This is a genomic window from Kribbella sp. NPDC051620 (genome assembly GCF_044453825.1).
Taxonomy (GTDB): Bacteria; Actinomycetota; Actinomycetes; order Propionibacteriales; family Kribbellaceae; genus Kribbella.
On the sequence record NZ_JBITDB010000001.1, the window covers coordinates 503,932 to 517,010 of the forward strand.

The 13,079-nt window shown below is 67.4% G+C and carries 9 protein-coding genes; 5 read left to right on the forward strand and 4 right to left on the reverse strand.

What is annotated here, in order from left to right:
* Positions 1-80: 80 nt before the first annotated feature.
* Positions 81-3,374: a TIM-barrel domain-containing protein gene (locus ACIA12_RS02255; RefSeq protein ID WP_396364974.1), complete on the reverse strand. Its 3,294-nt coding sequence runs from the start codon at positions 3,372-3,374 to the stop codon at positions 81-83.
* A gap of 184 nt (positions 3,375-3,558) precedes the next feature.
* On the opposite strand from ACIA12_RS02255, the gene ACIA12_RS02260 reads away from it, so the two are divergent.
* Together ACIA12_RS02260 and ACIA12_RS02265 are read left to right on the forward strand one after the other, a co-directional pair.
* Positions 3,559-4,308 carry an ABC transporter ATP-binding protein gene (locus ACIA12_RS02260; protein WP_396364975.1) on the forward strand — a complete coding sequence of 250 codons (750 nt, stop codon included), beginning with the start codon at positions 3,559-3,561 and terminating at the stop codon, positions 4,306-4,308.
* The gene (locus ACIA12_RS02265; RefSeq protein ID WP_396364976.1) at positions 4,305-6,509 is read left to right on the forward strand and encodes an FtsX-like permease family protein; all 2,205 of its coding nucleotides are present in this window, start codon (positions 4,305-4,307) and stop codon (positions 6,507-6,509) included. The genes ACIA12_RS02260 and ACIA12_RS02265 overlap by 4 nt, the downstream gene beginning before the upstream one ends.
* A 2-nt stretch (positions 6,510-6,511) precedes the next feature.
* Here ACIA12_RS02265 and ACIA12_RS02270 read toward each other — a convergent pair whose 3' ends face one another.
* Together ACIA12_RS02270 and ACIA12_RS02275 are read right to left on the reverse strand one after the other, a co-directional pair.
* Positions 6,512-7,510 carry an alpha/beta hydrolase family esterase gene (locus tag ACIA12_RS02270; protein WP_396364977.1) on the reverse strand — a complete coding sequence of 333 codons (999 nt, stop codon included), beginning with the start codon at positions 7,508-7,510 and terminating at the stop codon, positions 6,512-6,514.
* Between the two features lie 89 nt (positions 7,511-7,599).
* A complete protein-coding gene (locus tag ACIA12_RS02275) occupies positions 7,600-8,178 on the reverse strand; it encodes a TetR/AcrR family transcriptional regulator (RefSeq protein ID WP_396364978.1) in 579 nt (192 codons plus the stop codon).
* 57 nt (positions 8,179-8,235) lie between these two features.
* Here ACIA12_RS02275 and ACIA12_RS02280 point away from each other — a divergent pair, with 57 nt between their 5' ends.
* On the forward strand, positions 8,236-9,390 hold the full coding sequence (locus ACIA12_RS02280) for an acyltransferase (protein ID WP_396364979.1): 1,155 nt from the start codon (positions 8,236-8,238) through the stop codon (positions 9,388-9,390).
* Here ACIA12_RS02280 and ACIA12_RS02285 read toward each other — a convergent pair.
* Complete coding sequence (locus ACIA12_RS02285) at positions 9,383-10,039, reverse strand: hypothetical protein (protein ID WP_396364980.1); 657 nt, start codon at positions 10,037-10,039, stop codon at positions 9,383-9,385. The genes ACIA12_RS02280 and ACIA12_RS02285 overlap by 8 nt on opposite strands.
* Before the next feature lie 126 nt (positions 10,040-10,165).
* Between ACIA12_RS02285 and ACIA12_RS02290 the strand changes: the two genes are divergently transcribed.
* A complete protein-coding gene (locus ACIA12_RS02290; protein WP_396364981.1) occupies positions 10,166-11,368 on the forward strand; it encodes a HupE/UreJ family protein in 1,203 nt (400 codons plus the stop codon).
* A gap of 121 nt (positions 11,369-11,489) precedes the next feature.
* A complete protein-coding gene (locus tag ACIA12_RS02295) occupies positions 11,490-13,025 on the forward strand; it encodes a fibronectin type III domain-containing protein (protein ID WP_396364982.1) in 1,536 nt (511 codons plus the stop codon).
* Positions 13,026-13,079 lie beyond the last annotated feature (54 nt).

Here is a 13,079-nt window from a genome sequence, read left to right on the forward strand (position 1 = left end):
GGAGCCTACCCGCGCACAGGGCGAGGCCAGCCCGTCCTCGCGATGTCGAGGCCAACTGCGACCCGCCCATCCGGTTGCTTTCAGTACGAGATCCTCAGTGGTGTCCTGATTCGTTGAGAGGGTGCTTTGACGGTGAGGGTTCGGGTGGTGCCGTCCCAAGACCAGTTCTGGGTGTCGAGGCGGTGGCCGTTGAGGCTGATCCGGGGCGGCGCCGTGGGCACGCCGAGCAGCTTTACCGTCCATTCCCGTTCGGTCACCTGGCCGGGATACCGGCCGTGGGTGGGCTCGATCGTCAGTTCATGCCGGCCTGGAGTCTCCTGGTAGGTGAGCTCGGTCGTCGCGCTCAGCGCCTGATCGGTGGTCGAACCATCGTCCTCGTAGAGGGAGAACGTGCCCGAGGCGCCGGTCGCGATGGTTGCCGTCACCTTGTCCAAGGGGTTCTGGACGTCGTTGGTCACGTTTTCCGTGCGGGTCGTCACGATTCCGCCGGACTTCACGAACACCGGCATGGTCCCGAGATCAGTGGTGACCGCCTGGGTCGTTCCACCGGCGTAGGTCTTGCCGGTGAAGTAGTCCGTCCACTGGCCTGGCGGGAACCACACACTGGTACTGGTCTGCGTCCCTGGCGTCGTCACCGGAGCCACCAGTACGTCCGGCCCGTACAAGTACTCGCTGCCGGCCGTAGCGTAGGCCGCCGCTTCCTCCGGATACTCCAAATAGGCCGGCCGAACCACCGGTACGCCGGTAGTCGCCGCCTCCCGGGCAAGCGTGTAGGTGTAAGGCACCAGGTTCTCCCGCAGGTTGAGGAACCGCTTCGCCGACTCAGCCGCCGCTGTCCCGTACTGCCACGGCAACCGGTCACTGTGGTTGCTGTGCAGCCGGTCGATCGGCTGGAACGTGCCGAGCTGAACCCACCGTGCATACATGTCGTCGGGCAGCTTCGTCGTCCTGTGTTGTTGACCGCCGACGGTGTAGAGCTCGCTGCCCGGCAGCCCGTTGCCGTCGTTGTGGCCGCCGATGTCGTGGCTGATCGCCGACATACCGGTCGCCACCGACTCAGCCGGGGTCGCCCCGACCTCCATCCGCAGCGTGCCCCAGGTCGACGAGGTGTCGCCGGTGAAGTGCAAGGTGCTGCGCTTGTCCGCCCACGGACCGGTCGCCAACGCCGTCGGACCGCCGTAGCCACCGGCTTGCAAGGATCCGTAGGCCCGCGAGATCACGAACCCGCGACCGATCGCGGGCGCGGCCAGGTCGGCGTACTGCTGGTTGATCCAGGCGTCCGGGGTGACGCCGGGCAGGCTGGAGCGGGAGCTGTCGCAGCACCAGTCGAGCCACCAGAAGTCGTTGCCCTGCTGCATCATGCCGGCGTGCAGGTCGAGATAGGCCTTGAGCTGATCCGGGTCGCCCCAGTCGAAGACATAGCAGTCGGTGCCGCAGCCGGACTTGGTCAGCTTGCCCTTGGCGGTGGCTTGCGCCTGAGCGAACTGTGGGTCGTTGCCCATGATGCTCGGATGGATGTTGAGGTTGTTGTGCAGGCCTTGTGACTTCGACCAGGCGAAGAACCCGGCAGGATCGGGGAACTTCGTGGTGTCGAACTGCCAGCCGTTCCAGGTGTCCGGCGCCTTGAAGTCGGTGTCGGTGACCAGCACGTCGAGCGGGACGCCATTGGCGCGGAAGGCGGGCAGGATGGTGTCGCGGTAGTCGGCCGCGGTGCGGTCGAAGTACTCCGAGTACCAGACGCCGTACGCCCAGCGCGGCAGCAGCTCGGCCGGTCCGGTCAGGGTCTTGAGGTCCCCGAGTCCGGCCTTGTAGTCATGGCCGAACCCGAAGACATAACCATCCTGGTACGCCGCGCTGCCATGGGCCGGCCGCTGCGTGACCCGGCGAGCAGGCGCGTCGTAGAGCGCCGAGGTCGTGTCGTCGAGGAGGTACCAGCCGTCTCGGTGCAGCAACCCTTCGGTGATGGTTGGTGAACCGTTGTCGCCGTTGACGCCGTCGAGGCCGCGCCGGTATCCACCGAGCGCGAGGTGCGGTTGCGGAGCGGGTACACCGGTGGGTGCGACCGCGACGGTGTCGAGGTTGATGTGGCAGCTGGTCGGCTCCGGGCAGCCGAGGACGACCTCGTTCGTGCCTGCTTTGAGCTCGACCGGGATCGACGCGGTGCCCCAGGCATTCCAATCGGTCGTCATTGGGAGGGAGATCGTGCGGGTCACGCCGCCGGTCGTGATGGTGGCGGTCCGGGTCTCGTGCCGGCCGTCGCCGCCGGTGCCGTTGGCATAGCGGAGGTGCAATTGGTAGGTGCCATCCGCCGGAACGCTGACGACTCGCTGGGTGAGGGTCGAGCCGGTGTTGAGCTCGGCGATGAACCCGCGTCCGGCATACCCGGGGTGGTCGCTCGCCACGACCGCTGACCCGGATGGGAGACCGCCTTCGGCTTCGCAGCTGACCCCGAAGGCGCAGTCGCCGTACGCGCGGGCGCTCGCTGGCGGATAGGGCGCACCGGCCCTGAGCACCGCGAAGCTGTCGACGTTGAGGTTGCCCGAGTCGGTCGCGGTCCGGATGACCCGCAGGACGTGGTGCCCGGCACCGAGGGCGAGCGGCGCGGACGCCAGACTCCAGGAGTCCCAGCCATCGGTCGGAGCGAACGACACGGCCTGGGCCGGCCCACCGTCGACCGACACGCTGAGCGTCCGCGTCTCGTGCCGCCCGTCACCACCGGTCCCGTTGGCATAGCGGGCGCTCAAGGTGTAGCTCCCCGCCTCGGGGACAACCACATCCGCTGTCGCCTGTGCCCCCGTGGTCTCAAACCCAGCAAGGAATCCCGCACCGGTGTACCCCCGATGATCGCTGGCGACCCCAAGGCCGTCGGCGATCAGATCCTCACCCTCACACAACGCCCCAACAGCACAGCTCAACCGCCGCCAAGGCGCCGCGACAACCGAGGCGCCCACTGCGTTTCCCGCGTTGATCCGGAGAGTCAGGTTGCTTGCGTCGAACGGGCCCGAGGCGAGCTTGTAGGTCAGCGTTGCCGCGCTTGTGCGGATGGTGAGCACACCGCCTGACACCGATGAGGTGAAAGGGACTGGGGCGAAGTTGCTGCGACCTACGGCGTTGAAGGTTGGGGAGTCCTGGAACTGGCCGTCGCCGGCATACTCCGTCCGGATCAGCGTGGGGGAGAGCACTTGAAAGCGGGCGTCGCCGGCGACGACGGTCTGCCGCGCGGCACTGCTGACGGCATTGCTGACGGTGCTGTCGACGGCGTTGTTGCCGGTGTTGTTGCTGGCGACGGCGGGTCGCGCGATCAATCCTGCGGCCACGACACACGCGGCCAGGACGACGGCGAGGGCACGGGGGACGGTACCGGCTGTTCTCATCCGCACGATCGGACTCCGATCTCGACGAGGGGGCGGTCTACAACGATGGAAATCCTTGCAGGCCAAATAGGAGCACGTTGAGGGTCGGCGTGTCCAGAGGTCGACGTAGGTGGTGTCAGCTCTACCTCCGAACCGCCAGTGGATGGGATGTCGCCGACGTTACGGGCTGCCTAGCGTTGCGGGTATGACCTCAGTGATCACCGAAACTGAACTCGCAGTGCACCGACGAGCGGTCCCGGCCGACGGTACGGCGGCGGCTGTGCGGGTGGAGCAGCTCACCCGGATCTACGTCGCCGGCGACCAACGGGTCGCCGCCCTCGACAACGTCGACGCCAGCTTCGCCCGCGGCACGTTCACCGCCGTGATGGGTCCTTCCGGATCCGGCAAGAGCACCCTGCTGCAGACCGCCGCCGGGTTGGACCGGCCGACGTCCGGACGGGTCTGGGTCGGCGACCAGGAGTTGTCCCGGCTGTCGGAGGCCAAGCTCACTCGGTTGCGCAGGAGCGAGATCGGGTTCGTGTTCCAGAACCTCAATCTGGTAGGCGCTTTGACCGTGGAGGAGAACATCATGCTTCCGCTGCGGCTGTCCGGAGTACAGGTGGATCGCGAGTGGCTGGCCGAGGTCGTTGAGCGGGTCGGCATGAAGGAACGGCTGCGGCATCGGCCCGCTGAGTTGTCGGGTGGGCAGCAGCAGCGGGTCGCCATCGCCCGGGCCCTGGCGATGCGGCCGACGGTGGTCTTCGCGGACGAGCCGACGGGAGCTCTCGACAGTCACACCGCCGCCGATGTCCTCGGCTTGTTGAGGTCGATCGTCGACGAGCGTGGTCAGACGATCATCATGGTCACGCATGATCAGCCTGCTGCCTCGTACGCCGATCGCGTGCTGGTCCTCGCCGACGGTCGCATCATGTCTGACACGGCGGTACGGCGATGATCGGGCTCGCAGCGCGTCTGCTCCGCCATCGCCCGGGTACGGTCCTCGCGACCCTGATCGCCCTGGCCGCCGGTGTGATGGTGATGACCGGCACGGGCGCACTGGTCGAGTCCGGCCTCCGCTATCAACCGAAACCCCAGCTCTACGGGTCTGCTGACCTCGTCGTCGCCAAACGCGACATCACCTTCACCGGCAAGGAATTCGGCGGCGACACCTACACCACCACAACCCGCCTCCCCGCCCCCGGCACCATGCCCGCAAGCCTGGTCAACCAGCTCCGCCAGGTCCCCGGAGTCGCCAAGGTAGTCGCAGATCCAGCGATCAAAGACAAGGCCAAGCCCTCCCGGGTTGAGGTCATCGCGATTACAGAGGAGAACGGGGCGGATCGAGCTGCGGTCAAGGCGGCGGTGGAGAAGCTTGCGGCGGTGGAGTCGGCGAAGGCTTACGGCGGTGATGACAAAGGAACTGTCGAGCGGCCTGACCTTGCGGCGGCCCGCGATCTGTTGATCCAGGTCGGCGCTGCGTTTGGTGGCTACGTTGTGATGCTCATCGTCTTCGTGGTCGCCGGTACGGTCGGCCTCTCGATCCGCGGCCGTCGGCGTGAGCTGGCGTTGCTGAGGGCAACTGGTGCGACGCCGTGGCAACTCCGCCGGATGCTGATGGGCGAAGCCGCGATCCTCGGCGCCATCGGCTCGCTGATCGGCATCCCCACCGGACTGCTGGCAAGCCGATGGATGGGCGACCAGCTGATCAGCAAGGGCTTCGTACCGGCCGATTTCCCCATGGCTATGGGGGTTCTGGCCGCGCCGGCGGCCGCGCTGCTCATCGTCGCGCTCGCCGTGGTCGCAGCTCTCCTCGCCGCAAGGAGGATCTCGGCAATCCGTCCCGCCGAGGCACTGGCCGACGCAGCGGTCGAGCCGACCCGCAGCGGCAAGGTGCGCCTCGGCTTCGGCCTCGCGGCGCTAGTCGGAGCCCTCTCGTCCAGCGCCTTCGCAGTGATGGGCGGCGGTCAAGCCGCGCTCGGCGGTGCGATCAGCATGCTGTACCTCCTGGTACTCGCGGTCGCTCTGCTCGCGCCCTGGATCAACGGCACCGCAGCGCGGCTACTCAGCCCCGTACTGAGTGCGGTCTGGGGCAACAGCGGCTACCTGGCCACCAGAAACCTGGCGACGAACGCGCGAGGCATGGCGACCGTACTGACCGCACTGGTCCTCTCAGTCGGCTTCGGTGGCTCCGTCTGGTTCCTCCAGGACAACCTCGAACGGCAGACCGTCCAGCAGGTACAGGCCGGCACCCTCGCCCAGTACGCCGTGGTCTCGCCCAAGGGACTGCCGGACGATGCAGCGGAGCGCCTGAGCAAGATCCCCGGAGTCGAAGCAGCGACAGGCGTACGTCGTACCTCGGTCATCGTGAAGGTCTTCCAGGATGCTGAAGTCGTTCCAGCCCAGGCGATGGACCTCACCAGTGCCCTCAAGACAACCGATCTCCAGCTCAAGGAAGGCGAACTGACTCCCGGCACTGTCGCGGTCTCACAAGTCCGGGCCGACTCGCAGAACTGGAAGCTCGGCGACACCATCGACATCTGGCTCGCCGACGGCACACCGAAGCAGCTGAAGATCACCGCGATCTACTCACGCGGCCTAGGCTTCGGCGACTTCGTCCTCGACCGCGCGACCCTCGGCCAGGCGCCCGACGAAGTACTGATCCGTACGTCGGGAAGCAAACCCACCACACTGGCACAGCTCCCCGGCGCAACCCTCATCCCGGTCAGCGAGCTCACCGTGCAGACCGCGAAGGACCTCGCGATCAGCGCCTGGCTCAACAAACTGCTGATCGGCGTGATGATCGGGTACGCCGCCCTGGCCGCCGCGAACACCATGGTGATGGCAGCCCTGGCCCGCCGCCGCGAGGTGGCAGTCCTGCGCCTGACCGGCGTCACGACCCGCCAGGTCAAGCGGATGGTCAACGCCGAGCAAGCAGCTCTCCTCGGAGTCGCCCTCGTGATCGGCGGAGCAATCGCAGCCGTCACCCTGACCACGATCGTCCGCGCAGTAACCGGCGGTGCCCTACCGTACGTACCAGCACTGGGCTGGACCGCAGTGCTCGGCGGAGCCACCCTGCTCGCCATGACCACCACAATCCTGCCCATCGCCCTACTGCTCCGAAAGCCGGCCCTGGCTCAGACCGGCTCCCGGGAGTGAACTCAGGAGCCCACTGGCGGGACGAGTCGTCGATGAGCTTGGAAGAACTGCCAGATCAGACTTGAGGCGTCGATCTCCTTGGTTGCGCCCGAGTCGGCAGCGCTGCCGGGCCAGCTATGGGTGCCTCCGGCAACCTTGTAGAGAACCACCTGGGCGCCGCCGGCGCACCTGTCGTACGTCAGGCGGTTCACATGTGGGGAGACCAGGACGACGGTCGGCCCGGTCGTGCAGTGGTCGAGCTGCGCCCAGGACTGGACGGCCATGGGGGTCGAGTAGCCCCAGCGCAGATCGGTCGGCCTGCCCTGGTACGGATTCGTGGTGTCGGCGTCGCCGTGGAAGGTGATGACGGGGACAGCGCGGTTCGGAGTACAGGTCTGTACTTCCGGGAACATCGGGTCCATGGGTGACGGGCGGCCGGCGCGGAGTCCGGCGCTGGCCGCGAGCGCGGCGATCTTGTCCGGTCGGGCGCAGGCATAGGCGGATGCCATCCGGGCGCCACCGGAGTGACCGGCGATGTACACGCGGGTGGAGTCGCCACAGGCGAGACGAGTGACCTCGTCGATGACCTTGGTCAGGTAGGCGATGTCGTCGCGCGCATCCGGTGGGGGATAGGCGCCGGCGGTGGTGGGGACGCCGGGGACGTTCCAGAACCAGATCTGATTCGGGTTGGGCGTCGCCGCGGGGAGGTTGCCGTTGGGCTCGACGGTGACGAAGCCTTCCCGGTCGCCGACCGGTTCGAGCCCGGAGTACGCCGCCTGCTGGTCGGCGTTCCCGTTGCTGAAGTGCAGGTTCAGCACGATCGGCAGCGGCGACCTTCTCGTGGTCGGTGGCAGATGAACCCGGACCGGGTACGCCGTATCCCCGAAGCGCACCTGGATCGTCTGAGTGCCGTCGGCCAGGGCCGGCGTGCAGCGACCCCAGCCATCGGTCGGCGCCGCGGAGGCGGGCGCGAGCGGCAGGAGAAGGGCGAACAACGCGAGCGGGGCGGCGCGAAGCCTCATCTGAACTCCTCGGTGGGGCGAGCCGGGATTTACCTACTGAATGTTCGGTAGGTTTTTCGCTGCCGTCAAGAGTTCGTGCCATCGATGGGCTAAGTCAGTACGCCGATCAGCTTGCGGACGAGGCCGCCCATGTCGACCGCTTCGGGGTTGTACAGCCACTGGATCTGCAGCCCGTCCATCACCGCGATGATCAGCGTCGCGAGCTCTTGCGGGTCCCGGTCGCCCGCCACGTCACCGGCGGCCTGGGCCAGCCGGATCTCGTCGGCAATCATCGACCGCAACCCGTCGTACCGGGACCGGAAATAGTCCTGCGCCGGGTGCTCGTCGGTCACCCCGTCGGCGGACAGTACGACGTACAGCTGGGTCAGCCCCCGCCGATCGCTGTTGCGATCGGCGGTGTCCGCGAGGTGCTCGAGGAACGCCGTACCGTGCGGCCGCTCGGGATCGTTGACCTCGGCGATCTCCGACGCGTCGCGATGCGCGAGCAACTCGGTCAGCAACTGGTCCTTGCTGCCGAAGTGATGCAGCAACCCGGCCGGCGTGATCCCCGCCGCCGCCGCGACCTCTTGCAGCGAAGACTTGTGAAACCCCTTGGTGGCGAACATCGCCGATGCCGCCGCCAGGATCTCCCGCCGCCGCGACGCACTGCGCTCCGCGTTGGTCGCCATGGCCCGTCATCCTACGGGAGGTGGCGCGGGTGGGGTGGTAGGCACGATCCTTGCGGGATGGTTGACGAGGGGCGGTTGTGGTTCCTGGACTGGCTTCGGGTGCTGGCCGTGGCCGGGGTGTTCGTGTTCCACACGTTGCGGCCGTTCGACGACGGTGACTGGCATGTGAAGAACGCCCAGACCAGCGAGGGGATCTCGGTCGCGATCGCGTTCCTCGGGCTGTGGGGGCTGGCGTTCTTCTTCATGATCTCGGGGGCGGCCGTGTGGCTGGCGTTGCGATGGCGAACCGCGACGGGCTTCCTGCGGGAGCGGCTGCTCCGGTTGCTGGTACCGCTGGTCGTTGCGTACATGCTGTTGTCTCCACCGCAGTACTTCATCGAGGAGCACCACAAGGGCCGCTCCCATGACTCTTTCCTGGGGGACGTGAAAACGTTCTTCAGCGACCTGCGTGGTGATCCGCCGCTCTGGTTGCGCGACACGTACCACCTCTGGTTCCTCGTCTACCTGCTGCAGTTCGCTCTGCTCGGGTTGCCGATCTTCCTCTGGCTGCGAGGTCCCCAGGGCCGGCGGCTGGTCGACTGGATCGCCGTGCGCTCCGAGCGGCCGGGGAGGATCCTGCTGCTCGCGGTGCCGCTCGTGCCGGTGCACTTGCTCTTCCAGGCCGCTCCCGGTCCCGACCACGGCTGGGGTGAGTTCGTCTTCTTCTTCGACTTCTTCGTCGTCGGCTTTCTGGTGCTGTCCGACGATCGGCTGATCGCGGCCGTACGACGCAACGCCGTCCACGGGCTGGCGCTGGGCCTCGGGGCGTTCCTCGTCGGCCTCATCACCGGAATCATGGACTTCCTCGATGCCTGGTGGGAGAACCCGGCCTACTCCTGGCCGTACGTCTGGTACTTCACGCTGATCACCTTCGCCGTCTGGGGCTGGCTCGTCGCCGCGCTGGGATTCGGCCTGCGGCTGCCCGCGTTTCAACGGCCGCTGCCGGTACCACTCGCGCGGGCCGCGATGCCGTTCTTCCTGATCCACCAACCGGTGATCCTGGTCATCGCGTACTACGTCGTCGGCTGGAACGCAGGCATCCCGACCAAGTACGCCGTACTGATGCCGGCTGCGTTCCTGCTCTCCGCCCTACTGGCCTGGCTCCTGTCGGTACTCCCCGGAGTCTCGATGCTCTTCGGAGTCAAGCGGCAAGCAGTAAGCACCTCTAGCTGAGCCAGAGCACGATTCCGGTCCACCCGGACAGGACGCTGGCGACACCGGCCCGGATGGCGGCCGCGGCGCGGGCGGGAGTGAAGGTGCTGGGGTTGTAGGTGGAGGAGGCACCCAGGCCTTCGCCGCGGAACGAAGCGCCGGTCCAGTCGGCGGCGGTGACGTTGCCGGTGGGCTCGGCCAGCTCGGCGCCGACCACGAGGAACTGCTGCTCCAAGTGGTTGGGAGTGACCATCGCCAGCGGGTCGACGAGGTTGTTGCCGGCGGCGACGATCAGGTCCGGATGAAGGTCCAGCGCCTCGCCGATCCGCGCGATGTAGTTGCCGGACGCCTTCACCGTCTTCAGGCTGGCGTCCTCCTGCTTGGCCCACTCCTCGACCGCCGTCACCAGCGTCTTCGTCTGCGGATCATCACCGGCGGTGAGCAGGACGACACGGTAGTCCTTCGGTGGATGGACGCCGTCCCACGAACCGGGTCGCGGGGTGATCGTTGCCTCCGGCGACGGTTTCGCGCTGGGCACGAAGCCGGCGCCGAGCGCGCCGATCGGGGTCGGCGCGACGGCGCGCGGTTGCGACCAGTCGTCGGCCGATGCACAGCCAGTGGCCAGTACGGCGATCGCGGCCGTCGTACCAACGGCTTGGAACAGGCGCACGGAATCGTCCTTCGTCAGCAGGGGATCAGCCCTTTCTACCTCATGGTTCGCCGATACTTCTGGTGGTCGGCACTTGTTCGTCTGCGGGCCGCCGATCGTTCACTCACCAGGTGGAGCGTGCGCTCCATGTCAGGTATCAAGAAGGTCCTCGCCATGGCCGCGGCCGTCGTGGTCGTAGTTCTGGGGACCGCGCCGGCGGCGCAGGCGCACGGCTTCAGTTCGACCGTGTACGCCGACCTCACGTCGCCCGCCAGGGAGCAGGTGCGTGCTCAGCTCGGACTCGAGTACGACCTGCTGGTCGTCTCCGCCGCCGACGCCGGCAAGGACGACCTGCTCTTCAAGGACGGTACCGCTGCATTCGAATCCGGCGATCCGGCGCAACAGGCCACCGCGCTGACGAAGCACGCCGACGCGGTCGTGAGCTATGTGACCAAACGCTTCACGGTCGCCGCCGACGGCCAGGCCTGTACCGCGCAACGCGACGGCGACTTCACCCTGGAGGAACGCGAAGGCGTCCCGTACGTCTCTCTGGTCCTCGACTTCCACTGCCCGCAAGCCGCCGCCCACGAGATCCGCAGCGGACTGTTCCCCGACGTCGAGGGCTACGTCAAGGGCACCAAAACCATCGTCACCTACCACCTCGACCTGAAGAAGGGCAGCAGCGCCCTCGACGACCAGCACCCGGTGCTGTCGACCCAACAGTCAACAGGGCAACGGTTCTGGGAGTTCTTCCGGCTCGGTGCCGAGCACCTGCTGACCGGGCTCGACCACATCCTGTTCCTGCTGGCGCTGATCGCCGGATCCCGCCGGTTGCGCGAGATCGTGCTCGCCGCGACGACCTTCACGATCGCCCACTCGGTGACCTTCGTACTGGCCGCGCTCGGCCTCGTCCACGTGACCGCGTCCTTCGTCGAGCCGGTCATCGCGTTGTCGATCGCGGTCGTCGCGGGCTGGCACCTGTGGCGGCTCTGGCGTCGCGGCCGGACCGCCACCGACATCGAGACGAACGCCCGCAGCCATCTCAGCCTCGACCGGGCGGGCTGGACCCGGCTGGGTGTCGTGTTCTGTTTCGGGCTCGTGCACGGACTCGGTTTCGCCGGCGCGCTGGGCATCGACGAGGCCTGGTCATGGCAACTGCTCTGGTCGTTGCTCGTCTTCAACATCGGCATCGAGGCCGTCCAGCTGAGCCTCATCGCGCTCACCTTCCCGCTGCTCGCCCTGCTGCGGCACCGCCGGCCGGTCGCCGCGCTCTGGGCGACCGGCACGATCGCGGCGGGCGTCGCGGCGGCCGGGCTGTTCTGGTTCGTACAGCGAGTGACCGGGATGTGACGCGCCCTCGACTGTTGCGTGGCGGGCAGTGGAGTGGTGAACCCCTGTTCACCTGAATTCCACCGGCCAGGAAGACGCTCAGAGCGCACTTTCAACATCCCCGTCAATGGATGGACAATCGATGAAGCTCATCAAATGGGCGGCAGTGGCAGCCATCGGCGCCTCGGCGGCGTTCGGTGGCGGCCTGGGCACGGCGCAGGCCGCCGACGCCCCGGCGCCCACCAGAATCATCCTCGGAGTCGGTTCCTCCGAGGCTCAACGCGTCGTGAGCTGGTACGCCACGACCGACGCGGCGCAGGTCGTCGAGCTCGCCGAGACGGCGAAGATCGTCAAGGGGAAGTTCCCGGCGAACTCCACCAGCTTCCCGGCCACCGTCGCGGCCAACACCGTGAACGGAGGCTTCAACGGGCACGCGACGCTCGACGGGCTGCGGCAGAACACGTCGTACACGTACCACGTCGGCAACGGCGCGAGCTGGTCGCCGGCGTACACGTTCAAGACGCACGCGTTCAACGGCGCCTTCGACTTCCTGTTCTTCGGCGACCCGCAGATCGGGTCGTCCGGGGACGTCGCGCGCGACGGTGCCGGCTGGGCGGACACGCTCAACGTCGCGCTGACGGCCAACCCGAGCGCCGAGCTCCTGGTCTCCGGTGGCGACCAGGTCGAGAGCGCCAACAACGAGCCGCAGTGGGACGCCTTCCTGGGTTCCGACAAGCTGCGGCAGTACCCGTGGGCGGCCACCATCGGCAACCACGACGTCGGCGGCAAGGCGTACGAGCAGCACTTCTGGACTCCGAACACCGACCGTTCGGCGCCGTTCTACCGCGGTGACGCCAAGTCCGAGTCGGGCGGCGACTACTGGTACAAGTACAAGGACGTGCTGTTCATCGACCTGAACAGCAACGCCTACGCCAACAATGCCGACGCGGCGCACATCGACTACGTCAGCAAGGTGATCCAGGCGCAGGGCGCGAGTGCGAAGTACACGGTGCTCGTGTACCACCACTCGATCTACTCGCCGGCCGATCACGCCAACGACACCGACAACCAGTTGCGCCGGCTGGACTTCCCGACGGCCTTCTCGAACCTCGGCGTCGACCTGGTGCTGCAGGGTCACGACCACAGCTACTCGCGCAGCTACGTGATCAAGAACGGCAAGAAGGCCAACCCGGCCGAGCAGCCGGGCGCGACCAAGGTGGAGCAGGGTCCGGGCGGCGTCATCTACGTGACGGCGAACTCGGCGTCGGGTTCGAAGTACTACGACCTGACGGCACCCGACACGACCAAGGACCCGAACTACGGTCCCGACCCGTTGAACCCGAAGAACCACTGGGCCAACTCGGTCGAGAACCAGGAGCACGTCCGGACGTACGTGAAGGTCGACGTGCGCGAGGACAAGCTCACGGTCGAGGAGATCCGAAGCGGTACCTGTGCCGCTCCGAACGCCGCGGTCGAGCTCGGCCGCGTCGCCTGGTGCGGTCCGAACAGCGGCGCCAGCCCGGCCCAGCCGGTCGGCTCCGTGATCGACCGGGTCCGGTACTACCCGTACAACGACCGTGGCGTCCGCGCCGCGGCGGCCGACGGCGTGAACTGGACCGAGAGCAAGACCACCACGCAGGACGGTCAGGAGAAGGTCACCCTCACCTCGGTGAGCTGATCCTCGGGGGTGGGCGCTCCTCGGGGGCGCCCACCCCTTCCACCCTTTGGGAGA

Coding starts and splice junctions, on each gene's coding strand:
- ACIA12_RS02255 (WP_396364974.1), bottom strand. CDS start 3,374: ATGAGAACAGCCGGTACCGTCCCCCGTGCCCTCGCCGTCGTCCTGGCC.
- ACIA12_RS02260 (WP_396364975.1), top strand. CDS start 3,559: ATGACCTCAGTGATCACCGAAACTGAACTCGCAGTGCACCGACGAGCG.
- ACIA12_RS02265 (WP_396364976.1), top strand. CDS start 4,305: ATGATCGGGCTCGCAGCGCGTCTGCTCCGCCATCGCCCGGGTACGGTC.
- ACIA12_RS02270 (WP_396364977.1), bottom strand. CDS start 7,510: ATGAGGCTTCGCGCCGCCCCGCTCGCGTTGTTCGCCCTTCTCCTGCCG.
- ACIA12_RS02275 (WP_396364978.1), bottom strand. CDS start 8,178: ATGGCGACCAACGCGGAGCGCAGTGCGTCGCGGCGGCGGGAGATCCTG.
- ACIA12_RS02280 (WP_396364979.1), top strand. CDS start 8,236: ATGGTTGACGAGGGGCGGTTGTGGTTCCTGGACTGGCTTCGGGTGCTG.
- ACIA12_RS02290 (WP_396364981.1), top strand. CDS start 10,166: ATGTCAGGTATCAAGAAGGTCCTCGCCATGGCCGCGGCCGTCGTGGTC.
- ACIA12_RS02295 (WP_396364982.1), top strand. CDS start 11,490: ATGAAGCTCATCAAATGGGCGGCAGTGGCAGCCATCGGCGCCTCGGCG.